The organism is Microvirga antarctica, assembly GCF_017921815.1.
In the GTDB taxonomy this organism is placed as follows: Bacteria; Pseudomonadota; Alphaproteobacteria; order Rhizobiales; family Beijerinckiaceae; genus Microvirga; species Microvirga antarctica.
Genome location: NZ_JAGEMM010000006.1, coordinates 158543 through 181314, shown reverse-complemented (window position 1 = coordinate 181314; position 22772 = coordinate 158543). Strand labels below are relative to the sequence as shown.

Below are 22772 nucleotides of genomic sequence, written 5' to 3'. Positions count from 1 at the left end.
AAGTGCGGAGCCGCGAAAGTCGTCAGAGAAGCGATCCCGGGAACCTACTTATGTAGGTGGGCGCCGTGTATCCCGGTCCAGGGACCGGGTCAGGGACAGCTCCCTTGGGATCGTTAAGGCCCCGGGGAAATGATCTCCAAACGTGCCCCACAGCCCCGCCCCCCGTATGTAGGCATGATAGGCCTCGGGGGAAAGGGGAAAGTCGGCCCGATCGCTGCGCAAGAGCAACTCAAATGCTGCTAGCCCTGCGCGGGCGCGTTCAAACCCCGGGCCAGGCGCTCGATCCGGTCGGCCGCCTTCTGGATGCCATCGGCGAGCCGCGCTTCGATCATCTGCGTGCGCTCGTCGCCGGTGGAGGCGAACTTGCGCAGCTCGGCCATCTCCGCATCGAGGGCGGCGAGACGCTTCTTGGTGTCCTGCAACTCGTCCGCGATGGTGATCGCGGCCATCACGTGGAGGCGCATGTCGCCGATCTCGCCCACGGCCGCGCGCATATCCTCGATGCGGGAATCGAAGGCGGCGGCGAGGCCTTCCAGGTGCTCTTCCTCGCCATCTGCGCACGCGATGCGGTAGGTCTTGCCGGCAATGACCACGGAAACCTGGGACATCTCAGCCCTCCTCGGGTTGAAGTTCACCGGCTTGGTGGAGGACGTTCTGGATCGTTCCGATGGCGATGCGCACACGCTGGGTGACGTCGTCGGTCGCCGCCTCGTAGCGCTGCAGGCGCGTCAGCGCGCCGTCGAGTTCGCCGGCCAGCCTGGCGCGATCGTCCTGCATGAGCTGCAGCTCCGTTTCGAGATCGCCGCGCCGCTTTTCGGCCTCCAGCCGTCGCGACACCGAGGCCTCCAGGAGGCCCAGGGCGACGTCGAGCCGTTTGAGCGCGTCATCGAGGATGGGGGTCATTGCAACTCCGGGAATCGAAGCCTGACTCTAGGCGCGTCGTTCCCGAGGGGCAACGGGGCTTGGCCGCGACCCCGCGCAAAGCACGCGGATCCTCACAAGAGCTTTCGTGCACACGGGGTTGCGCCTTCGAAGTCTTTGACTCGCTCCCACCCCGTGTTAAGGAGCCCACGCCCTTTCGACAGGTTCCCTCGCCGAGGCCTCCGCTGGCGAGAATTCCTGCCCCAGCCGTGTGGATCACCAGCCGTGCCAGATACCGAACAAGCCGATCGCGTCACCCATTCCGATCTGGCGAACGCCGTTCGCGTCCTGGCCATGGATGCCGTCGAACAGGCCAAGTCCGGCCATCCGGGCCTCCCCATGGGCGCCGCCGACATGGCGACCGTGCTCTTCACCAAGTTTCTCAAATACGATGCGTCCGAGCCCACCTGGGCCGACCGCGATCGCTTCGTCCTCTCGGCCGGCCACGGCTCCATGCTGCTCTACGCGCTGCTTCACCTCACCGGCGTGAAGGGCATGACGATCGACGAGCTCAAGAACTTCCGCAAGCTCGATTCGAAGACGCCGGGCCACCCGGAAAACTTCATGACGCCGGGCGTGGAGACCACGACCGGACCGCTTGGTCAGGGTCTGGCAACCGCCGTCGGCATGGCGATTGCCGAGCGGATGCTCAACGCCGAATACGGCGACGAGCTCGTTGACCATCGCACCTACGTGATCGCCTCCGACGGCGATCTCATGGAAGGCATCAGCCACGAGGCGATTTCGCTGGCGGGCCATCTCAAGCTCAGCCGCCTGATCGTGCTGTTCGACGACAACGGCATCTCCATCGACGGCCCCCTGTCGCTCTCCGAATCGGGCGATCAGGTGAAGCGCTTCGAGGCCGCCGGCTGGCGTGCGGTGCGGGCGGACGGCCATGATCCGGCAGCCCTCACCCGGGCCCTGTCGCGTGCCCAGAAATCGGACCGCCCGACCCTGATTGCCTGCAAGACCACCATCGGGTACGGCGCGCCCAAGAAGGCCGGCACCTCCAAGGCCCATGGCGAGCCGCTCGGGGCCGAGGAACTGGCCGGCGCCAAGGCGTCGTTTGGCTGGACATCCGCCCCGTTCGACATTCCCGCGCCGATCCGCGACGCGTGGGCAAAGGCGGGCCGCAAGGGTCGTCGCAGCCGCAAGGCCTGGACCGATCGCCTGAAGGCGACGCCCGCCGCGACACGCTCGGAATTCGAGCGGCGCCTGATGGGCATCCGTCCAGCGGGCCTGTCGGCTGCCATCGACGCCCTGAAGACCCGCCTGATCGCCGACCCGCAGACGGTCGCGACCCGCAAGGCGAGCGAGATTGCCCTCGAGGTCATCACCGAGGCGGTGCCCGAACTGGTGCTGGGTTCGGCCGACCTGACGCCGTCCAACAACACCAAGACCAAGAACCTGTCGGCTATTTCGCCCGGCCTTTTCGCCGGCCGCTACATCCATTACGGCATCCGTGAGCACGGCATGGCGGCGGCCATGAACGGCATGTCGCTGCATGGCGGCATCCTGCCTGCTGGCGCGACCTTCCTGGTCTTTGCCGATTACGCCCGCCCCGCCATGCGGATCGCGGCGCTCGCCGGTATCCCCGTCGTCTACGTGATGACGCACGACTCCATTGGCCTGGGCGAAGACGGACCGACCCACCAGCCGGTCGAGCACCTGGCGGCGCTCCGCTCGATGCCGAAGATGCGGGTCTACCGCCCGGCAGACGCCATCGAGACCGCCGAGTGCTGGCAGCTTGCGGTCGAACGCACGGACGGGCCGAGCCTCCTGGCGCTGACCCGCCAGAACCTGCCGCAGGTGCGCAAGGAAGCCGGGACAACCAACGTCTCAGCGCAGGGCGCCTACGAGCTGTCGCCCGCCGACGGCAAGGCGCGCGCCACCATCTTCGCATCCGGCAGCGAGGTCGAGATCGCGCTGGCGGCCCAGGCCCTCCTGGCTGAACAAAGCTTCGCGGTTCGCGTTGTCTCCGTGCCGTCCCTCGATCTGTTCCTGGCCCAGCCGGACAAGGTCAGGGCGCGGATCATCGGCGATGCGCCGGTCAAGGTCGCGGTCGAGGCGGCGGTTCGCTTCGGCTGGGATGCGGTGATCGGCCCTGATGGCATTTTTATCGGCATGACCGGGTTCGGGGCGAGCGCGCCCTACAAGGATCTCTACCAACATTTCGGCATCACCGCCGAGGCGGTGGCCGAGAAGGTTCTGAGGACCCATAATCTGTGAGGCTTACAAAAGCGATGAGCCTCGTCGCACAAGGGAGCTAAGACTATGACGGTGAAGGTCGCGATCAACGGCTTCGGTCGTATCGGACGCAACATCCTCCGGGCTATCGTTGAAAGCGGTCGCACGGACATTCAGGTGGTCGCCATCAACGACCTCGGTCCTGTCGAGACCAACGCTCACCTTCTGCGCTACGATTCGGTGCATGGCCGGTTTCCCGCCGAGGTGAAGGTTGACGGCGACTTCATCGTCGTCAACGGCCAGCGTATCAAGGTCACGGCCATCAAGGACCCGGCGGCCCTGCCCCACAAGGAACTGGGCGTCGACATCGCGCTGGAATGCACCGGCTTCTTTACGTCAAAAGACAAGGCATCGGCCCACCTGACCGCGGGCGCCAAGCGCGTCATCGTCTCGGCACCGGCTGACGGCGCCGATCTCACGGTCGTCTATGGCGTCAACCACGACAAGCTGACCAAGGACCACGTGGTCATTTCGAACGCCTCCTGCACCACCAACTGCCTCGCGCCCGTCGCGAAGGTGTTGAACGATGCGGTGGGAATCGAAAAGGGCTTCATGACGACGATCCATTCCTACACCAACGACCAGCCCTCGCTGGACCAGATGCACAAGGACCTCTACCGCGCTCGCGCGGCGGCCCTCTCGATGATCCCGACCTCGACCGGCGCCGCCAAGGCCGTCGGCCTCGTGCTGCCGGAACTGAACGGCAAGCTCGACGGCACCTCGATCCGCGTGCCCACCCCCAACGTGTCCGTGGTGGACTTCAAGTTCATTGCAAAGCGCCCGACCACCGTCGAGGAGGTCAACACGGCCGTGACCACGGCAGCCGACGGCTGGCTGAAGGGCGTGCTCGCCTATACGAACGAGCCGAAGGTGTCGATCGACTTCAACCACGATCCGGCCTCCTCCACCCTTCACCTCGACCAGACGAAAGTGCTCGACGGCAACCTCGTGCGCGTGCTCGCCTGGTACGATAACGAATGGGGCTTCTCCAACCGCATGGCGGACACCGCCGTCGCCATGGCGAAGCTGATCTGACGGGACCCACGATGAAAGCTTTCCGCACCCTCGATCAGGCCGATGTGAAGGGCAAACGCGTCCTCGTGCGCGTCGACCTCAACGTTCCCATGGAAAACGGCCGGATCACCGATGCGACGCGCATCGAGCGCATCCTGCCAACCCTGCGGGAGCTGTCTGACAAGGGCGGAAAGCTCGTCATCCTGGCCCATTTCGGCCGGCCCAAGGGGCGTGACCTCAAGGACACGCTCCGGCCGGTCGCCGAAGCGCTGGGTCAGCACCTCAAGAAGCCTGTGGCCTTCGCCGACGAGACCATCGGGCCCGTGGCCGAGGCTGCCGTTGCGGCGCTGAAGGACGGCGATATTCTCGTTCTCGAGAACACCCGCTTTCATGCCGGCGAGGAAAAGAACGACCCGGCCTTCGTCAAGGAGCTCGCCAAGCTCGGCGATCTCTACGTCAACGACGCGTTCTCGACCGCCCATCGCGCCCACGCATCGACCGAGGGCCTCGCGCACCTCCTGCCGGCTTTTGCCGGGCGCACGATGGAGGCCGAGCTCGATGCCCTGACCAAGGGCCTCGAAGCCCCGACCCGCCCGCTCGTCGCCATCGTCGGGGGCGCCAAGGTGTCGAGCAAGATCGACCTGTTGGAAAACCTGGTGAAGAAGGTCGATGCGCTGGTGATCGGCGGCGGGATGGCCAACACCTTCCTGCATGCCATGGGCATGGGCATCGGCAAGTCCCTGGCCGAGAAGGACCTCGCCCCGACGGCGTTGCGGATTCTCGCGCAGGCGCGCGAAAGCAATTGCGCCATCATTCTGCCGGTGGACGGCATTTGCGCCTACGAATTCAAGGCCGGGGCCGCCAACCACGCCTATGGCATGGATGCGATTCCCGATGACCAGATGATTTTGGATGTGGGACCGCAATCGGTCGAGCGCATCAACGCCGCCATCAACGACGCGGCAACACTCGTCTGGAACGGCCCGCTGGGCGCTTTCGAGATCGCGCCTTTCGACCAGGGCACGGTTGCGGCAGCCCGCCATGCGGCGGCGCGCACGAAGGCCGGCAAGCTGGTCTCGGTTGCCGGCGGCGGCGATACGGTCTCGGCGCTCAATCACGCGGGCGTCGCCGACGAGTTCACCTATGTGTCGACGGCCGGAGGCGCGTTCCTCGAATGGCTCGAGGGCAAGCCCCTGCCCGGCGTCGACGCTCTCAAAGCCTGAGCGAAACAACCGACTCGGCATTCCATATCAAATCAACTCGGAGGACCTTATGGCGCGCATTACCTTAAGACAGCTTCTCGACCACGCTGCCGAGCAGGGCTATGGCGTGCCTGCGTTCAACATCAACAACATGGAACAGGCGCTGGCCATCATGGCGGCAGCCGATGCCTGCGACGCGCCGGTGATCATCCAGGCGAGCCGGGGCGCCCGCTCCTACGCCAACGACATCATGCTCAAGCACATGATGGACGCCGTGACCGAAATCTATCCGCATATCCCGGTCTGCGTGCATCTCGACCACGGCAACGAGCCCGCCACCTGCATGACGGCGATCCAGGCTGGATTCACCTCGGTGATGATGGACGGGTCCCTCAAGGCCGACGGCAAGACCCCGGGCGACTGGGATTACAATGTGGGCGTCACCCGCACGGTTACCGAGATGGCCCATCTGGGCGGCATTTCGGTGGAGGGCGAACTGGGGGTGCTGGGCTCGCTCGAGACCGGCATGGGCGACAAGGAAGACGGGCACGGGGCCGAGGGCAAGCTCAGCCATGACCAGTTGCTGACCGATCCCGACGAGGCGGTGAAATTCGTGGCCGAAACCAAGGTCGATGCCCTCGCCATCGCCATGGGCACCTCGCACGGCGCCTACAAGTTCACCCGCAAGCCGGATGGCGCGATCCTCGCCATGAACGTCATCGAGGAAATCCACCGCCGCATCCCCGACACCCACCTGGTGATGCACGGCTCGTCCTCGGTCCCGCAGGACCTGCAGGACATCATCAACCAGTATGGCGGCAAGATGCCTCAGACATGGGGCGTTCCCGTGGAAGAGATCCAGCGCGGCATCAAGCACGGCGTCCGCAAGATCAACATCGACACCGACAACCGCATGGCGATGACCGGCCAGATCCGCAAGATCCTGTCCGAGAACGCGGGCGAGTTCGATCCCCGCAAGTATCTCAAGCCCGCCATGGACGCCATGACGAAGCTCTGCAGGCAGCGTTTCGAGGAATTCAGGACGGCAGGCCAGGCCCCGAAAATCAAGGTCCTGACGACCGCCGCCATGGCCAAGCGCTATGCCTCGGGCGAATTGAATCCGAAATTCGCCGCGGGCCACTAGGTCCGGGCGCTTGTCATCGGCGTTTCGCCGCAATCGTGAAACACAAGCGGGGCCTCGCAAGATGGCCCCGTTTTCGTTATGGCGTAGCGACCCGCAAATTTCTCGTGATCCGTGACCATGGTTGAACCTGCCGCCCGCCTCTATCTCATCACCCCGCTCGTCGAGGACGCGGCCGCCTTCGCGCCCGCCCTCGCGGAAGCCTGCGCCGGCGGCGAGGTCGCGGCCGTCCTCCTGCGCCTGCCCAAAGCCGACGAGCGCACCCTGGTCAACCAGATCAAGGCTTTATCCGCCGCCGTCCAGGAACACGGCACGGCGCTGATCATTGCGTCCGACGGCGCGGCGGATCTTGCGCTGGTCGCCAGCCGCGCGGCAGCCGACGGCATTCACGTGCCGGCAGGCGGCCTTGACCTGAAAGACCAACGCGACCGGGTCAAAGCCGACCGAACCCTCGGGGTCGGCGCGATCCGGTCCAAGGACGACGCCATGACGGCGGGCGAGGCCGGTGTCGATTATCTGCTGTTCGGCGAGCCGCGCCAGGACGGCAGCATCCCGGCCCTCGAGGGGGTTGTCGATCGCGCCACCTGGTGGGCCGAGATCTTCGAGACGCCCTGCGTGGTCTTCGCGCCGAGCTTTGAGGCGATTCCCGCCCTGGTGGCAACCCGGGCCGAGTTCATCGCGCTGGGCGATGCGGTCTGGCACCACCCGGAAGGGCCCGCAAAGGCGGTGTCAGCCGCCATCGCCCTCATCGGCGACCGCGAGGCCGATTGATGCGCAAGACCCGCCTCATCGCCATCGCGGCTGTCGCCTTCGGCCTGTCGTTCGCGCCAGCCCGGGCCGCCACCGATCTCGCTTTCGGGGCCTACCAGCGGGGTCTCTACAATGAGGCCTTTCGCGAGGCGACGGGCCGGATCGAGAAGGACAAGGGCGATTTCGCCGCCATGACCCTCCTGGGGGAATTGTACAACCAGGGCCTCGGCGTTCCGGTGAGCCCGGCCAAGGCGGCCGACTGGTATCGGCTGGCGGCCCAGCGCGGCGATCCGCAGGCGCTGGCTTCCCTCGGCCTGATGGCCCTCGAGGGCCGTGGCATGCCCAAGAACCCGGCACAGGGTCGCGCCTGGCTGGAAGAGGCTGCCGCCAAGGGCAATCCGGTCGCCAGCTACAACCTCGCGCTCATTCTCCTGCCGAGCAACGCGGAGGACGATGTCCGCCGCACCATCGCGTTGCTGCGGGTGGCGGCGAATGCGGAACTGCCCGATGCCCAGCACGCGCTGGGCGTGCTCTATCTCAAGGGCCGGGGCATGACGCGCAATCCGGCCGAGGCCGCGAAGCTCTTCGAGCGGGCGGCCCTCAACGGCAGTTCGGTCGGCGATGTCGAATACGCCATCCTTCTGTTCAACGGCGAGGGCATCACCAAGAACGAGAGCAAGGCGGCGCAGTTTTTCCGTCGCGCCGCCGCCAAGGGCAACGCCATTGCCCAGAACCGGCTCGCGCGGCTGCTGGCGGCGGGACGCGGCGTGCCGGTCAACAAGATCGATGCGGCAGCCTGGCATATTCTGTCGGTCGCCCAGGGCCTCAACGATCCGTGGCTCGACGATGCGCTGAAGGATCTGACGCCCGAGGAGAAAAACAAGGCCGGCAAGCTCGCGGGCGAACGACTTGGCGTGCGATAACGAGGCAGGCGGACCGCAATCGGGCCCGGATCGCTTGACCTTCGCTGCCCGCCGTGGTCCACCCGGCCCCATCCCCTACCCCGCCCCTTCTGTCAGGACTGCCAGACGATGATCCGCTCGCCCCTCATGACCGTCATGACCGATGCCGTGATGAAGGCCTCGCGCTCCCTGAAACGCGATTTCGGCGAGGTCGAGAACCTTCAGGTATCCCGCAAGGGGCCGGGCGATTTCGTGTCGGCGGCGGACCGCAAGGCCGAGCAGATCCTGCGCGACGCCCTCATGAAGGCCCGTCCCGGCTACGGGCTCGTGATGGAGGAAGAGGGTGAGGTGAAGGGCACCGATCCCAACCATCGCTGGCATATCGACCCCCTCGACGGCACCACGAACTTCCTGCACGGCCTGCCGCAATTCGCGATTTCCGTCGGGCTCGAACGGGACGGTCAGGTTGTCGCCGGCGTCATTTACGACCCGATCAAGGACGAATTGTTCATCGCCGAGAAGGGCAAGGGCGCCTATCTCAACAACCGCCGCATCCGGGTGGCGGCCCGCATCGAGATGGCGGATGCTGTCGTGGCCTGTGGATTGCCCCATATCGCCAAGGGCGACCACGGGGTCTTCATCAAGGAATTGTCGGCCGTCATGGGCAATGTGGGGGGCATGCGCCGGTTCGGCGCGGCAGCGCTCGATCTCGCCTATGTGGCCTGCGGCCGCCTCGACGCCTATTGGGAGCGAGGTCTCAACAGCTGGGACGTGGCGGCGGGCCTTCTCATGATCCGCGAGGCCGGCGGCTACCTGTCGGACGCAGATGGGGGACCCGACCCGCTCGTGACCGGCTCCGTGGTGTGCGGCAACGAGGTCATGCACCGGGAATTGCTGAAATTGCTGAAGACCGCCAAACGCTGACCCGAACCGAGATTTCTGTTCGTCCAGCCTTCACGCGCCGCTGCTACGCTTGATCCGGCCGGGCCGCCCGGTCACATTGAAATGGCGTCGCGGCACCAGAGAGCAGGATAACGATGGACGAACAACCCCTTACCCCACCGCGGATCTACCTGATCCGCATGGCGGTCTTCCTGATTTTGGCCGGGTTCGTCGCGTTCATCCTCTACAAGCAGATCATCGACGCCTTCATGGCCAATCCGGGCCTTAACGGGCTGATCGTCGGCGTGACCCTCATCGGCATCGTCCTGGCGATCCGCCAGGTCTGGCGGCTGTTTCCCGAGATCCGCTGGGTCAATACCTTCCGGCAATCGCAGGAGGGCGGGCTGGTGCCGGAGCAGCCCGTTCTGCTCGCTCCCATGGCGTCCTTCATCAGCGGTCGCCAGGCGCAGTCCACCCTCTCGGTCGCGGCGACGCGCTCGCTTCTGGATTCCGTTGGCGCGCGCCTCGACGAGAGCCGCGAAATCGTCCGGTATCTAGCGGGCCTGCTCGTATTCCTCGGTCTCCTGGGAACCTTCTGGGGCCTGATCGACACCGTCGGCTCCGTCGGTCGGATCATCTCGTCCCTGCGCACGGGACAGGATTCGGCGGTTCTGTTCGACGAGTTGAAGAATTCCCTTGCCGGGCCGCTGCAGGGCATGGGCCTGTCGTTCTCGGCCTCGCTGTTCGGCCTTGCGGGCTCCCTGGTCCTCAGCTTCCTCGATCTCCAGGCCGGCCAGGCCCAGAACCGGTTCTATACCGAGCTGGAGGATTGGCTGGCGGTCTCCACCATGGATACGACCGGCGCCGACCCTTCCGGCCGTCCGGGCCTGTCGAACGATCTCTCGGTCGCGCTGAACCGGCTGACGGCTGCGGTCAATGACGGCGCCGGCGGGCGGGCGTCGACCCAGGCGATGGCCAACCTCGCCGAGGGCGTGCAGGGGCTCGTCCAGCATATGCGCGCCGAGCAGCAGATGATCCGCGACTGGGTCGAGGCACAGGCCGCCCGCGAGAAGGACCTCAAGCAGGTGCTCGATCGCCTGTCGCAAGAAAGACTGCCCTGATGCCGGTTGGAAGTTCGGGCAGGCGTCGACGCGGCCCGCGGGCGGAGCTGAATTACTGGCCGGCATTTGTCGACGCCCTGTCGACGCTTCTGCTCGCCATCGTCTTCCTGATCTCGGTTTTCATGGTGGGCCAATTCTTCCTGTCCCGGGAGCTTTCGAGCCGCGACACCGTGCTCGACCGCCTCAACCGGCAGATCTCGGAGCTCACCGACCTTCTGTCCCTCGAGCGTTCGAGCCGCCGCGCGCTTGAGGACAACCTCAATTCCCTGCAAAGCACCCTGCAATCTGCGCAAGCCGACCGTGCACGGCTCCAGAACCTGGTGGAGAGCGGCGGCGAGGCGCAGGGCCGCGCGAGCGAGCTCACCACCGCTCTGGAAGGCGAGCGCCAGGCGACCGGCCGGGCTATGAGCCAGGTGGAGATCCTCAACCAGCAGATCGCCGCCATGCGCCGCCAGCTGGCAGCGCTGGAGGAGGCCCTCAACGCCTCGGAATCCCGCGACAAGGATAGCCAGGCGCGGATCGCCGATCTCGGCAGCCGGTTGAATGTCGCGCTCGCCCAGCGGGTGCAGGAACTCGCCCGCTTCCGCTCCGATTTCTTCGGCCGCCTGCGGCAGATCCTCGGCAACCGGCAGGATGTGCGGATCGTCGGCGACCGTTTCGTCTTCCAATCCGAGGTTCTGTTCCCGGCCGGCCAGGCAACCCTGCGGCCCGAGGCCTCGGGAGAGCTGGACCGCATCGCCAGCGCGCTGGTGGAGCTCGAAAAGCAGATCCCGCCCGATATCCCCTGGGTGATCCGGGTCGACGGGCACACGGATTCGCGCCCCATCGCGACGGCGCAGTTCCCGTCGAACTGGGCGCTATCGGCAGCGCGCGCCATCGCGGTGGTCCAGGCTTTCGCGGCGCGCGGGGTGGCCCCGCAGCATCTGCTGGCTGCAGGCTTCGGCGAATATCAGCCGATCGATCTGGGCAATACCGACGAGGCGTTCTCCCGCAACCGCCGCATCGAGCTGAAACTCACCGAGCGATAGGTGGTAGGCTTCGTGCGCTGCCGCACGTTCAGGCGGGTCGTCCGAGCGCGCGGGCGACATCCGAAACCTGAACGCCGACCCGCTTGACGGTTGCCATCAACTGGGCGTGGGACACCGAGAACCGGCCGGCCCAATAGCGGAGTTCCCAATCCTCGTGGAGGTTGATACGCGGGGAATCCAGCGGATGCCGCCTGCTGCCGATGCCGATCATCATCACTCTCCCGAACGACGCGCCGACCTGTGCCGGCCCTCACATAACTGCCAGACCGACAATCGGTTCGGGTAAGGTCTATTCGGCGGCCTGCACGTGGCGGTCGTCCGGATCGGTGAACTGCAGGCGAGCGAGGCGGGCATAGAGTCCCCCCTCCGCCAGCAGGGCCTCATGGGTTCCCTCCTCGACGATCTGGCCGTGATCCATCACCAGGATCCGGTCGGCGGATCGCACGGTGGCGAGCCGGTGAGCAATCACGAGAGTGGTGCGCCCCTCCATCAGCCGATCGAGGGCGGTCTGAACCTTGCGTTCGCTTTCCGCGTCGAGGGCCGAGGTCGCTTCATCGAGCAGCAGGATCGGGGCGTCCTTCAGGATCGCGCGGGCGATCGCCAGTCGCTGCCGTTGCCCGCCCGAGAGGGTCACGCCGCGCTCGCCGATGAGGGTTTCGTAGCCCTGCGGCATCGCCCGGATGAAGCCGTCGGCGGCGGCCAGCGTCGCGGCATGGCGAACCGCCTCCTCCGTGGCGTCCGGGCATCCGTAGCGAATGTTGTCGAGAACGCTCGCGCCGAAGACCGTCGGTTCCTGCGGCACCAGCGCCATCCGGGCCCGCAACGCGATCGGATCGGCCCGGCTGATGGGCACCCCGTCGACGCGGATCTCGCCGCTTTGCGGGTCGTAGAAGCGCAGCAGCAACTGCAGCACAGTGCTCTTGCCGGCGCCGGACGGACCCACCAGGGCGACGCGCTCGCCCGCGGACAGCGTCACGCTGAAGCCCTTGAGCGACGGCTGCTCGAGCCTCGTCGGGTAGGCAAACCACACGTCCGAGAAGGTGACCGTTCCGGGCGATGGCTCCGGCAAGGCGATGGGATCGGCGGGCGGGCTGATGGCAGGCGTCGCCTCGAGGATCTCGCCGAGCCGTTCGGCCGCACCCGCGGCCTGCGCCAGTTCTCCGTAGACCTCCGACAACTGGCCGAGCGAGCTTGCGGCAAACACCGCATAGAGCACGAATTGCGACAATTGCCCGGCCGTCATGGTGCCGCTCATCACATCCTGCGCGCCGTACCACAGCACCCCTACCACGCTGGCCGAGACCATGAAGATGCCGATGCCGGTGAGCAGCGACCGCATGGTCGTCGACAGGCGGGCTGCCTCGAAGGCATCCTCGGCGGCCGCCGCGAACCGCGACCGGGTGGCCGCCTCCATGCCGAAGGCCTGCATGGTGCGCACGGCCCCGATGGCCTCGGCCGCATAGGCGGATGCGTCGGCGAGACGATCCTGGGCCGCCCGGGACCGGCGCTGCACGGCGCGGCCGGAAAACACCAGCGGCAGGACGATGGCCGGAATGGCCAGAATGACGAGGGCCGAGAGTTTCGGGCTCGTGACGATCATCAAAGCGACCGCGCCCAGAAACAGAAACCCATTCCGCAGCGCAATCGAGATACTGACGCCGAACGCCGCCTTCACCTGGGTCGTGTCGGCTGTCAGCCGTGAGATGATCTCCCCGCTCTTGGTCTGGTCGAAGAAGGCGGGGTCGAGGGACGTCAGGTGGCCGAACACCGCCGCGCGGAGGTCCGCCACGACCCGCTCCCCCAACGTGATGACCAGGTAGAACCGCGCCGCGCTGGCGGCCGCCAGCACGCCCACCACGACGAGCAGCATGCCGAAATAGGCGTTGATGAGTGTGCGGTCGTCAGCCGAAAAGCCGAAATCCACGACCCTTCGCAGGGCGATGGGCATGACCAGTGTCGCCGCGGATGCAACAATCAGCGCCACCAGCGCGGCCGCAATCCGTCCCTTGTAGGCAATCGCGTAGGGCACCAGCGGCCGCAGCGCGCTGAGGGCTGCCTTTTGGCGGCGGGTTCCGGTCGGGAGGTCTGCCATGGGGTCTGTATCGGCCTTCGCGTCGGACTTCGGCAAGCGATGAAAACGCCGCACCGAACGCTTTGCGTCGGGGCGACGAAGGTTTGGGAGCGCCCCTGTCCGGTGTGACGGGTGACGGGCGGTTTCACAAGAGGCGTTTCAGCGGTGCGAGCCTTGTTTCAGGGTTCCAAGTACGGTATAGGCCGGCAACCTTTCAAGACAGGCTCGACTTTCAGGCTGCAGGTTGGCCCTTCGGACAACCGCACGAGGACATGGCAATGGCGCGCAACACAACCGAACATCCGGACTACCATTTCATCAAGGTCGTCATGACCAACGGCACCGAGTTCACCACCCGGTCGACCTACGGCAAAGAGGGTGACAGCATCAACCTCGACATCGACCCGAGCACGCACCCGGCCTGGACCGGCGGCACGCAGCAATTGCTCGACCGCGGTGGCCGCCTGTCGCGCTTCAACTCCAAGTTCGGCAACATGGCGTTCAAGAAGTAATCTGGCGTTCAAGAGTTAATCTGGACCCAGTGTCGAAAAGCCCCGCCCGAGCGGGGCTTTTTTCGTTTGGACTGCCCGGGGACGTCAGCGCGGCGCGGCCGGCTCTGGGGTGAACGCCGCACGATCCCTCGCCCCGAACGCCCGCTCCAGAAGTCCGTGCTGGGTGGCGACAGGGTTTGCAAGGGCAGCCGGGGGCGCCTCCTCCGGCTCGGCCATGATCTGTTCGAGATGCAGGATCCGGGCGTGAAGCCGCGCGGTGAGGCCGATCAGATGGCGCAGCCGGGAGGGCAGCGCCTCGAATTCCGCAATGGTCGCGGTCGTCTCGTGGGATGCAAGCCGAACCCGGGACTTTTCGGCCTGGCCCTGGGCTTCCGTCATCTCGCCCTCGGCCACGGCCCGTTGGACCAGCAGCCAGGACGCGATCTGCATGAGGCGCGTGGTCAGGCGCATGCTTTCGCTCGCATAGGCGATGGTGACAGCGCGGGGCAGCGGGCGGGATTCCTCGCGGCCGGGGCCGTCGAGATAAGCGGCCGTTTCCTCGACCAGCTCCATGCCCTCCTGGAACAGCGCGGTGAACGCCTCCGAATGCACGAAGCTGTGGCCGAACCGAACCGGTCCGGTCCGCAAGGTGATCACGTCCGGATCTCTCACCCACGCTCTCCTGAATCTCTGGCGCCGAGCGCGCGCAGGATCTGTCATGTCAGGAGAGCATTATAGAGCGGGTTGCCGCCGGATGCTTTGCTAACTCTTGCTTAAGGTTAAGCCGCAGCGCCCCTCACAAAAGGAGAGCCGCCTTGCAGCGGCTCCCAGTGATAACAGGGAGGCGTCAAACAGAGTGAACAGGAGCCACTCGCTGTCCAGGGAGAGAGTCTGGACAGGCGCATTACACACCCGAAGGCCTAACAAGACGTTAACACGCCCCTCAGCCGCCCGGGCAGGACCTCACGCCGAGCCGAGATTGAAGAAGGCGCTGGCGGCAGCCAGCGAACGCTGCTTGCCGGACTTGGCCTCTTTCAAGCGCTCGATCTCCCGCTCCAGCACGCCGATGAGGTCGTCGATCTCGTCGATCGAGTGAAGGGACAGGTCTTGCCCGATGGCATGCCCGCCCTCAGGCTGCACCGGGTCCTCGGCAAAGGGATCGAAAGCCATATCGTTCTCCTTCCAAAGAATTCCGTGAGAGGTTACGGCGTGCTACGCCGCTTGCCAACATCGCCTGTAGGCAGCGGGCTTGACCGAAGGAGGACAGAATGGCGGCAATCTCTGACACGATGCGGGCGATCATCGCCGACGGCAAAGGCGGTCCTGAGGTGCTGAAACTGGTTCAGCGCCCGGTTCCGACGCCGGCCGAGGGCGAAATCCTCGTTAAAATCGAGGCGGCCGGCATCAATCGGCCGGATGTGGTGCAACGGCAGGGCAGCTATCCGCCGCCGCCTGGCGCACCCGACATTCTGGGTCTCGAACTGGCCGGCACCGTGGTGGCGCTGGGCTCTGCCGTGACGGCCTTCGCTCTCGGGGAGAGGGTCATGGCCCTGGTTCCGGGCGGGGGGTATGCGGATTATGCGGTCGTCCACGAAACCAATGCGCTGGCGATCCCGCAGGGCCTGTCGATGGTGGAAGCGGGCGCGATCCCGGAGACGTATTTCACCGTCTGGACGAATGTGTTCCAGCGGGGCCGCCTCCAGGCCGGGGAAACCTTTCTGGTCCACGGCGGCACCTCCGGCATCGGCACCACGGCGATCCAGCTCGCCAAGGCGTTCGGCGCCACCGTGATCGCCACGGCGGGAAGTGCGCAGAAATGCGCGGCCTGTCAGGACCTCGGGGCAGATCTGGCGATCGACTATCGCAGCGAGGATTTCGTCGCGGCCGTCAAGACCTTTACCGGCGGACGCGGCGCCAACCTGATCCTCGACATGGTCGGCGGACCCTACATCGCGCGCAATTACGAGGCGGCGGCGCTCGAGGGCCGGATTGTTCAGATCGCCTTCCTGCAGGGCAGCAAGGTTGAGATGGATTTTGGGCGGATGTTGCTGAAGCGCCTGACCCATACGGGCTCCACCCTGCGTGCGCGCTCGGTGGCCGAGAAGGCGATGATCGCCCGGGACCTTTCCGGGAAAGTGCTCCCGCTTCTGGCCGCCGGTCGCGTCAAGCCGTTGATCGACTCGGTGTTCCCTCTCGAGGAGGTGGCCAAGGCGCATGCGCGCATGGATGGCGGTGCGCATATCGGCAAGATCGTGCTCGCGATGTGAGGATTCGGGCGGCCGGCGCTGCCCATTCGAAGGGCTGTGAATGCCCTCAATCGGCCGCCCGGACGGGATTCCGGGCGGCCAAGCTGCGATCTCGAATTGCAACATCGGGTCGCGATCCGTATAATCACCCTGTTTCCCTCACATCGTGAGACGAGATGCTCCGGTCCGACCGGGTCGGAGCGCGAGAGAGTTTTGCCGTGCGGCGCCGACGAATCGGCACCCGGCTTTGAGGAGAAAAGCCCATGTCCCCAGGACCGCTGATGCCCAAGGCGACAGCCGTGTGGCTCGTTGAGAACACGTCCTTGTCGTTCGAACAGATCGCCGATTTCTGCAAGCTGCACCCCCTCGAAGTCAAAGGCATCGCCGACGGCGAAGTCGCGGCCGGCATCAAGGGGCTCGACCCGATCACCTCGGGACAGCTCACCCGCGAGGAGATCGAGCTGGCGCAGGCCGACAGCGCCCATCACCTGCGGATGGCTGAATCGCGCGTGAAGCTGCCTGAGCCCAAGCGGATCAAGAAGGGCCCGCGCTACACCCCGGTCTCCCGCCGCCACGACCGCCCCAATGCCATCCTGTGGCTCGTGCGCAACCATCCGGAGCTGAAGGACGCACAGATCATGCGCCTTGTCGGCACCACCAAGACCACGATCCAGCAGGTCCGCGAGCGCACCCACTGGAATTCGCCGAGCCTCGCCCCGATGGATCCCGTGACGCTGGGCCTGTCGTCACAGATCGATCTCGATTTCGAGGTCCAGCGGGCCGCCAAGGATCGGCCGCAGGTCGAGGTCGCCGAGACCGGCGGTACGCTCATGCCGGCCGAGGTCTCGACCGCGCCCGCCCCGGCCCCGCGCGACGAGCCCTTCGCCGATATGAGCCGGCCCAAGCCGGTCCAGGAAGACGCCATCGACGTCAATTCCGTCTTCGCCAAGCTCAAGCAGCTCAAGCGCGCTGACGACGAAGACGACGATTAGGCCGCAACCCCGTCATCAGACAAAAGGCCCGGAGCGATCCGGGCCTTTTTCATGGATGCGCCACAGGCCGATCAGCCGGCGAGACCGCGCCCCTTGAGCGCCGCGCCGATCTCGTCGAGAACCGCCGGATCGTCGATGGTGGCGGGCATGGCCCAGCTGTCGCCGTCGGCAATCTTCTTCATGGTGCCGCGCAGGATCTTGCCGGACCGGGTCTTGGGCAGGCGGCCGACCGTGATGGCGAGCTTGAACGCCGCGACAGGGCCGATCTTGTCCCGGACAAGCTGCACCAGTTCCGCCTCGATCTCGGTCGGCGCGCGGCCGATTCCGGATTTCAGCACGACGAAGCCGCACGGAATTTCGCCCTTCAGGGAATCCTTGACGCCGATGACGGCGCATTCGGCGATGGCCGCATGGGAGGCCAGCACCTCCTCCATCCCGCCCGTGGACAGCCGGTGGCCCGCCACGTTGATGATGTCGTCGGTCCGGCCCATGATGTAGAGATAACCGTCCCCGTCGATGAAGCCCGCATCCGAGGTGTTGTAGAACCCCGGATAGGTGGTGAGGTAGGCCTCGCGAAACCGGTCATCCGCATGCCAGAGCGTCGGCAGGCAGCCCGGCGGAAGGGGAAGCTTGATGGCGATCGACCCCATCGTGTCCGGTGGCAACGGGCGACCGCCCTCGTCCAGGACCTGCACGTCGTATCCCGGCATCGGCACGGTCGGCGAGCCGTATTTGATCGGCAGCGCGCCAAGGCCCAGCGGATTGCCGGCGATCGGCCAGCCGGTTTCGGTCTGCCACCAATGGTCCACGATCGGCACGCCCAGGATGCGCTCGGCCCATTGCACCGTATCCGGGTCCGCCCGCTCGCCCGCCAGGAACAGGGCCCGGAAGTCGGCAAGATCGTAATCCTTCACGTGGGTCGCGTCGGGATCCTCTTTCTTGATGGCCCGGAACGCCGTGGGGGCGGTGAAGAGCACCACCGCCTTGTGCTCGGCCACCACGCGCCAGAAGGCGCCGGCGTCCGGCGTGCCCACCGGTTTTCCCTCGTAGAGAATTGTCGTGCAGCCATGAAGGAGAGGCCCGTAGACGATGTAGGAATGGCCGACGACCCAACCGACATCGGACGCGCACCAGAACACCTCGCCGGGCGCCACCCCGTAGAGATTGCTCATCGACCATTTCAGGGCCACCAGATAGCCGCCGGTATCGCGCACCACGCCCTTGGGCCGCCCCGTGGTGCCGGAGGTGTAGAGGATGTAGAGCGGGTCGGTGGCGGCGACCGGCACACAGGCCGCCCGCTTGCCGGCAGCGCGCGCCCGTGCGGTCGTCTCCCGCCAATCGTGGTCGCGGCCGGCAACAAGGTCGGCGGCGCGTTCGGGACGCTGGACGATAAGGCAGGCCGACGGCTTGTGGCGGCTCAGCGCGATCGCCTCCTCGAGCAGGGGCTTGTACGGGATCACGCGGGTCGTCTCGATGCCGCAGGAGGCCGAGAGCACCACCTTCGGGGTGGCGTCCTCGAGGCGGATCGCCAGTTCGGTCGCGGCAAAGCCGCCGAACACGACGGAGTGGACGGCCCCGATGCGGGCGCAGGCGAGCATCCCGATCACCGCTTCGGGGATCATCGGCATGTAGAGGATGACGCGGTCGCCCTTGCCGACGCCGAGATCCTGCAGCACCGCCGCCAGGGTGGCGATCTCGTCCAGCAACGCGGCGTAGGTGTAGGTCCGTTTGCTGCCGGTGACCGGGCTGTCATAGATCAGGGCCGCCTGCCCGCCCCGGCCGCTTTCCACATGGCGGTCGATGGCATTGTAGCAGGCGTTGCAGGTGGCGCCGGTAAACCAGCGGCCGAAAATGCCCTGGTCCGGATCGAAGACCGCATCGGCCGGGCGGCTCCAGTCGATCTCCCGAGCGGCCTCCCGCCAGAAACCCTGCGGATCGCTGCGCCAGCGGGCGTAGACCTCATGATAGCGGCTCGGGGTCTGTGTCATGGCGTTCCCTCTCTGTCGGTGTCGCAATGCGAGTGGCCGGATCGTTGCGCTTGGCCTTCCTTCGACGCGACTTGGCAGCCCTGCCGTGGTAGCAGGCGAAAAGGCCGTGGTCAGCGGCGACTTTCGGCGAGCCTCGCGATGATTACCGATCCGCTGTTCTACTGCGCCGCCGTTCCGGCCGTGATCCTGCTCGGCCTCTCGAAGGGCGGATTATCAGGCTTGAGCCTTCTGTCGCTGCCCCTGATGGCGCTGACCGTCTCGCCCGTCCAGGCTGCAGCCATCACGCTGCCCATCCTGATCGTGCAGGATGTGGTGAGCGTGTGGGCGTATCGTCACACCTGGGACCGGCGCAACGTGCTGATCCTCATGCCCGGCGCGTTGCTGGGCGTCGTGCTGGCCTATCTGCTGGCCGCGTGGGTCTCGGACGCTTTGGTCGGGGTCTCGGTGGGCGTGATCTCGGTCGCCTTCGGCGCGCGCCGGCTGATCGTGGAGCGCCGGCAGGCCGTCATCGCACCGGCTCGCGCTGATATTCCGCGCGGCGTCTTCTGGGGCGCGATGTGCGGCTTCACCAGCATGATCGCCCACGCGGGCGGCCCGCCGTTCCAGATCTATGTGATGCCGCAGCGGCTGCCGCAGGCCATCTTCGTCGGCACCGGCGCCATCGTCTTCACCCTGATCAACTGGATCAAGGTGCCGCCCTACATGGCGCTGGGGCAATTCACCCGCGAGAACCTGTCCACCGCGGCTGTTCTCTTCCCCCTCGCCATTGCCGCGACCTTGGCGGGTGTGTGGCTCGTGCGGCGGCTGTCAGGGCAGCGGTTCTACACGATCATCTATGGCCTGCTGATCCTCGTCGGGGGCAAGCTGATCTTCGATGGTGTTGTCGGGTTGAGCTGAACCCTTCGCAAACAGGCCCAATGCCATGCGGCACCGTGCCTGTCGCTCGATGGAAACGGGATGGCTGGCCTGCGGGCCTAGGATGGGAAATGGGCGATCAGTGAACGGACACGTGGCCGTTCTTGAGCCGGCTGATTTCGTCCTTCAACAGAAGCTTCTTGCGTTTGAGTTCGGCCAGTCTTGCATCGTCCATGGACGGGTGGTGAACAGCACTTTGCAGCTCTCGCTCCAGCGCCTTGTGTTTGCGCTCGAGTTCGGTGAGATGGTTCTGCAGTGGCATGTCTGTAACCTCCTGTTCGATCCTCGGTCCGTCGAATGTGACATACAGATGATGGCGAGTCGAAGGCAAACGATGCTGCAATGCGAAACCCAACTCGCATTCCGTTACGTCACTCTTGCTCTCGAAGAGCGCTGTCGGCCTTGCCGAATACGGTCCCCGGGAGCATACTTTTGGGAGCGCGCCCGGTTGCCGGAGGCGATGGGCAATCTGGACCGTGTCGATGATGGATGTGACTGAACTGGAAGCGGATCTCGCCCGCCTGAAGCAGGAGCACCGCGATCTCGACACGGCCATCGATGCGCTGGAACAGATCATCACCGGCGACCAGCTCCAGGTGCAGCGGCTGAAGAAGCGCAAGCTTGCCCTGAAGGATCAGATTATTCGGATCGAGGACCAGCTCACCCCCGATATCAGCGCCTGATTCTCTGCCAGATGCCGACTTCCATCATCTGAAGCGGTCTTCCTGCATGCGCGACCTTGATTGGCTCACCGGCCTTCGCTATTGCGTCACCTTCAGAGGCCTCAAGCCGGAGCCATCTCATGGCAGGTACACCTGTTGCCATCATCATGGGCAGCCAGTCCGACTGGGCGACCATGCGGCACGCTGCCGAGACGCTCGACATCCTTGAAGTCGCCTACGACGCGCGGATCGTCTCCGCCCATCGGACGCCCGACCGTCTCGTGGACTTCGCCAAGGGCGCCAAGGCCGCGGGCTTTCAGGTCGTGATCGCCGGCGCGGGCGGCGCGGCCCACCTGCCCGGCATGACCGCCGCCATGACGCCGCTGCCGGTTTTCGGCGTGCCGGTGGAATCGAAATCGCTGTCGGGTCAGGACAGTCTGCTGTCGATCGTCCAGATGCCCGCCGGCATCCCGGTCGGGACGCTGGCGATCGGCCGCGCCGGCGCGATCAACGCGGCCCTGCTGGCAGCCGCCGTTCTGGCGCTGCACGATTCGGGCATCGCCCTGCGCCTCGACGCCTTCCGGCAGCGCCAGACGGACAGTGTGGGAATGCGACCGGTAGAGGACGCGTGAGCGCATGATCGTCCCCGGCAACACGCTCGGCATCCTTGGCGGCGGTCAGCTCGCCCGCATGATGGCGATGGCGGCAGCCCAGCTTGGCCTGCGCACCCACATTTTCGCACCCGAGCCGAACAGCCCGGCCTTCGACGTCAGCGCCGCGCACACGATCTCCGCCTATGAGGACGAGGCCGCGCTTGCCCGGTTCGCCGCATCGGTGGAGGTGGTGACCTATGAATTCGAGAATGTGCCGAGCGCAACCGCCTCGCTGCTGGCCTCGCTGAAGCCGCTTTCCCCCAACGCCCGGGCTCTGGCGGTCTCCCAGGATCGCCTCGCGGAGAAGACTTTCATTGCTAGGCTCGGGATCCCGACAGCGCCGTTTGCGGCGGTCGCCAGCGAAGCGGAGCTGTCCGAGGCGGTCGAGCGGATCGGCAGGCCCGCGGTGCTCAAGACCCGGCGGCTCGGCTATGACGGCAAGGGCCAGGTCATGATCGGTCGCGAGACGGACCTGTCGGCTTCATTCCAGGCGGTCGCAGGCGCACCCTGCATCCTGGAGGGGTTCGTGCCCTTCGAGCGGGAAGTCTCGGTGGTGGCCGCGCGCACCCCGACAGGGGAGTTTGCGGCCTACGACCTGTGCGCCAATACCCATCGGGACCATATCCTCGACCTCACCCAGGTGCCGGCCGGCGTGTCGGAGGCCACGGAGGGCCGGGCGCTGGCCATCGCCCGGGCGATGGCCGATGCGCTTGATTATGTGGGCGTTCTGGCGGTCGAACTTTTCCTTGTCGAAGGCGGCAATCTGGTCGTCAACGAGATCGCGCCCCGGGTCCACAATTCGGGACACTGGACACTGGGCGGGGCAGCGACATCGCAATTCGAACAGCATGTGCGAGCTGTCTGCGGCTGGCCGCTGGGCTCGCCCCGGCGCCTCGGACGCGTCGAGATGCGGAACCTGATCGGCGAAGAGGCCGGGTCCTGGGAGCGCATTCTGGCCGAACCCGGCGCCCAGTTGCACCTCTACGGCAAGGCTGAGGCGCGCCCTGGCCGCAAGATGGGCCATGTGACCCGGGTTTTTCCCGAAACGACGTGAAACCTCCGGTATTCTGAGCGGTTGAACCGGCCGGGGGCGCATTTGTTTTCCGATGAAGTCTGGACAGTTCGGGCTTCGTCTGGTAGTCACGCCGGCCAGAGAGAGGTGCGCAAGACGCGCCTCAATTATTTTTTGCCACAATCGAAACGGCACATTACGAGGAATTCGCGTGCAGGTTCTTGTCCGGGATAACAACGTCGATCAAGCGCTCCGCGCGCTCAAGAAGAAGATGCAGCGTGAAGGCATCTTCCGCGAGATGAAGCTCCGCGGCCATTACGAGAAGCCCTCCGAGAAGAAGGCTCGCGAAAAGGCCGAAGCCGTTCGTCGCGCCCGCAAGCTCATCCGCAAGCGGATGCAGCGCGAAGGCCTTCTGCCCACGAAGCCGCGTCCTGTGACGGCTCGTCCGGGTGGTCCCGGCGGACCGCGCTAAGCTGCGCGAGCGGCTCTGACCGATCGATTGATGGTACGTAAATCGGCGCCCGTCTGCGAAAG

At 65.9% G+C, this 22772-nt stretch carries 25 protein-coding genes and 1 other RNA gene; 17 read left to right on the top strand and 9 right to left on the bottom strand.

Annotated elements, in window-relative coordinates:
* Positions 1-3: 3 nt before the first annotated feature.
* The 3 genes from ssrS to J4G32_RS17405 form a co-directional block, all read right to left on the bottom strand.
* A non-coding RNA gene (ssrS, locus tag J4G32_RS17415) (6S RNA) lies at positions 4-159 on the bottom strand.
* 80 nt (positions 160-239) lie between these two features.
* A complete protein-coding gene (locus J4G32_RS17410) occupies positions 240-608 on the bottom strand; it encodes a cell division protein ZapA (RefSeq protein WP_210496782.1) in 369 nt (122 codons plus the stop codon).
* 1 nt (position 609) lies between these two features.
* Entirely contained in the window at positions 610-903 is a 294-nt protein-coding gene (locus tag J4G32_RS17405) for a DUF4164 domain-containing protein (protein ID WP_210496781.1), read from the bottom strand.
* 312 nt (positions 904-1215) lie between these two features.
* Between J4G32_RS17405 and tkt the strand changes: the two genes are divergently transcribed.
* The 9 genes from tkt (at position 1216) to J4G32_RS17360 (ending at position 11208) form a co-directional block, all read left to right on the top strand.
* Positions 1216-3150 carry a transketolase gene (tkt, locus tag J4G32_RS17400; RefSeq protein ID WP_246505250.1) on the top strand — a complete coding sequence of 645 codons (1935 nt, stop codon included), beginning with the start codon at positions 1216-1218 and terminating at the stop codon, positions 3148-3150.
* A gap of 45 nt (positions 3151-3195) precedes the next feature.
* Positions 3196-4203: a type I glyceraldehyde-3-phosphate dehydrogenase gene (gene gap / locus J4G32_RS17395; RefSeq protein WP_210496779.1), complete on the top strand. Its 1008-nt coding sequence runs from the start codon at positions 3196-3198 to the stop codon at positions 4201-4203.
* Positions 4204-4214: 11 nt separating this feature from the next.
* Positions 4215-5405, top strand: coding sequence for a phosphoglycerate kinase (locus J4G32_RS17390; protein WP_210496778.1), 1191 nt, complete (start codon positions 4215-4217; stop codon positions 5403-5405).
* A gap of 49 nt (positions 5406-5454) precedes the next feature.
* Positions 5455-6528 carry a class II fructose-bisphosphate aldolase gene (gene fba / locus J4G32_RS17385; RefSeq protein WP_210496777.1) on the top strand — a complete coding sequence of 358 codons (1074 nt, stop codon included), beginning with the start codon at positions 5455-5457 and terminating at the stop codon, positions 6526-6528.
* Positions 6529-6645: 117 nt separating this feature from the next.
* A complete protein-coding gene (locus J4G32_RS17380; protein ID WP_210496776.1) occupies positions 6646-7296 on the top strand; it encodes a thiamine phosphate synthase in 651 nt (216 codons plus the stop codon).
* Positions 7296-8198, top strand: coding sequence for a tetratricopeptide repeat protein (locus tag J4G32_RS17375; RefSeq protein WP_210496775.1), 903 nt, complete (start codon positions 7296-7298; stop codon positions 8196-8198). The genes J4G32_RS17380 and J4G32_RS17375 overlap by 1 nt, the downstream gene beginning before the upstream one ends.
* Before the next feature lie 108 nt (positions 8199-8306).
* Positions 8307-9101, top strand: coding sequence for an inositol monophosphatase family protein (locus J4G32_RS17370; protein WP_210496774.1), 795 nt, complete (start codon positions 8307-8309; stop codon positions 9099-9101).
* Positions 9102-9214: 113 nt separating this feature from the next.
* Positions 9215-10180: a flagellar motor protein MotA gene (locus J4G32_RS17365; protein WP_210496773.1), complete on the top strand. Its 966-nt coding sequence runs from the start codon at positions 9215-9217 to the stop codon at positions 10178-10180.
* Positions 10180-11208 carry a peptidoglycan -binding protein gene (locus tag J4G32_RS17360; protein WP_210496772.1) on the top strand — a complete coding sequence of 343 codons (1029 nt, stop codon included), beginning with the start codon at positions 10180-10182 and terminating at the stop codon, positions 11206-11208. Before J4G32_RS17365 ends, J4G32_RS17360 begins: the two co-directional genes overlap by 1 nt.
* A gap of 28 nt (positions 11209-11236) precedes the next feature.
* Here J4G32_RS17360 and J4G32_RS17355 read toward each other — a convergent pair whose 3' ends face one another.
* Both J4G32_RS17355 and J4G32_RS17350 read right to left on the bottom strand, forming a co-directional pair.
* On the bottom strand, positions 11237-11422 hold the full coding sequence (locus J4G32_RS17355) for a DUF3606 domain-containing protein (RefSeq protein ID WP_246505203.1): 186 nt from the start codon (positions 11420-11422) through the stop codon (positions 11237-11239).
* A 75-nt stretch (positions 11423-11497) separates the two neighbouring features.
* Complete coding sequence (locus tag J4G32_RS17350; RefSeq protein WP_210496771.1) at positions 11498-13300, bottom strand: ABC transporter transmembrane domain-containing protein; 1803 nt, start codon at positions 13298-13300, stop codon at positions 11498-11500.
* Between the two features lie 257 nt (positions 13301-13557).
* Here J4G32_RS17350 and rpmE point away from each other — a divergent pair, with 257 nt between their 5' ends.
* Positions 13558-13791, top strand: coding sequence for a 50S ribosomal protein L31 (gene rpmE / locus J4G32_RS17345; protein WP_210496770.1), 234 nt, complete (start codon positions 13558-13560; stop codon positions 13789-13791).
* 84 nt (positions 13792-13875) lie between these two features.
* Here rpmE and rcdA read toward each other — a convergent pair whose 3' ends face one another.
* Positions 13876-14442 carry a protease adaptor protein RcdA gene (gene rcdA / locus J4G32_RS17340; RefSeq protein WP_343232671.1) on the bottom strand — a complete coding sequence of 189 codons (567 nt, stop codon included), beginning with the start codon at positions 14440-14442 and terminating at the stop codon, positions 13876-13878.
* A 291-nt stretch (positions 14443-14733) separates the two neighbouring features.
* Entirely contained in the window at positions 14734-14940 is a 207-nt protein-coding gene (locus J4G32_RS17335; RefSeq protein WP_210496768.1) for a DUF1192 domain-containing protein, read from the bottom strand.
* 98 nt (positions 14941-15038) lie between these two features.
* On the opposite strand from J4G32_RS17335, the gene J4G32_RS17330 reads away from it, so the two are divergent.
* A complete protein-coding gene (locus tag J4G32_RS17330) occupies positions 15039-16037 on the top strand; it encodes an NAD(P)H-quinone oxidoreductase (RefSeq protein WP_210496767.1) in 999 nt (332 codons plus the stop codon).
* A 242-nt stretch (positions 16038-16279) separates the two neighbouring features.
* Positions 16280-17008 carry a DUF1013 domain-containing protein gene (locus J4G32_RS17325; RefSeq protein WP_210496766.1) on the top strand — a complete coding sequence of 243 codons (729 nt, stop codon included), beginning with the start codon at positions 16280-16282 and terminating at the stop codon, positions 17006-17008.
* A gap of 71 nt (positions 17009-17079) precedes the next feature.
* On the opposite strand, the gene J4G32_RS17320 is transcribed toward J4G32_RS17325, so the two are convergent.
* Entirely contained in the window at positions 17080-18996 is a 1917-nt protein-coding gene (locus J4G32_RS17320) for a propionyl-CoA synthetase (protein WP_210496765.1), read from the bottom strand.
* A gap of 138 nt (positions 18997-19134) precedes the next feature.
* Here J4G32_RS17320 and J4G32_RS17315 point away from each other — a divergent pair, with 138 nt between their 5' ends.
* Entirely contained in the window at positions 19135-19893 is a 759-nt protein-coding gene (locus J4G32_RS17315; RefSeq protein WP_210496764.1) for a sulfite exporter TauE/SafE family protein, read from the top strand.
* A 97-nt stretch (positions 19894-19990) separates the two neighbouring features.
* Here the strand turns inward: J4G32_RS17315 and J4G32_RS17310 are convergent, their stop codons facing one another.
* A complete protein-coding gene (locus tag J4G32_RS17310; RefSeq protein WP_210496763.1) occupies positions 19991-20173 on the bottom strand; it encodes a YdcH family protein in 183 nt (60 codons plus the stop codon).
* Between the two features lie 220 nt (positions 20174-20393).
* Between J4G32_RS17310 and J4G32_RS17305 the strand changes: the two genes are divergently transcribed.
* The 4 genes from J4G32_RS17305 to rpsU all read left to right on the top strand — a co-directional run bounded on the left by J4G32_RS17305 (position 20394) and on the right by rpsU (position 22710).
* Positions 20394-20594: a YdcH family protein gene (locus tag J4G32_RS17305; RefSeq protein ID WP_210496762.1), complete on the top strand. Its 201-nt coding sequence runs from the start codon at positions 20394-20396 to the stop codon at positions 20592-20594.
* A gap of 119 nt (positions 20595-20713) precedes the next feature.
* Positions 20714-21205 carry a 5-(carboxyamino)imidazole ribonucleotide mutase gene (purE, locus tag J4G32_RS17300; RefSeq protein WP_210496761.1) on the top strand — a complete coding sequence of 164 codons (492 nt, stop codon included), beginning with the start codon at positions 20714-20716 and terminating at the stop codon, positions 21203-21205.
* A gap of 4 nt (positions 21206-21209) precedes the next feature.
* Positions 21210-22280, top strand: a complete 1071-nt coding sequence (locus J4G32_RS17295; protein WP_210496760.1) for a 5-(carboxyamino)imidazole ribonucleotide synthase — start codon at positions 21210-21212, stop codon at positions 22278-22280.
* A gap of 169 nt (positions 22281-22449) precedes the next feature.
* A complete protein-coding gene (gene rpsU, locus J4G32_RS17290; RefSeq protein WP_210496759.1) occupies positions 22450-22710 on the top strand; it encodes a 30S ribosomal protein S21 in 261 nt (86 codons plus the stop codon).
* Positions 22711-22772 lie beyond the last annotated feature (62 nt).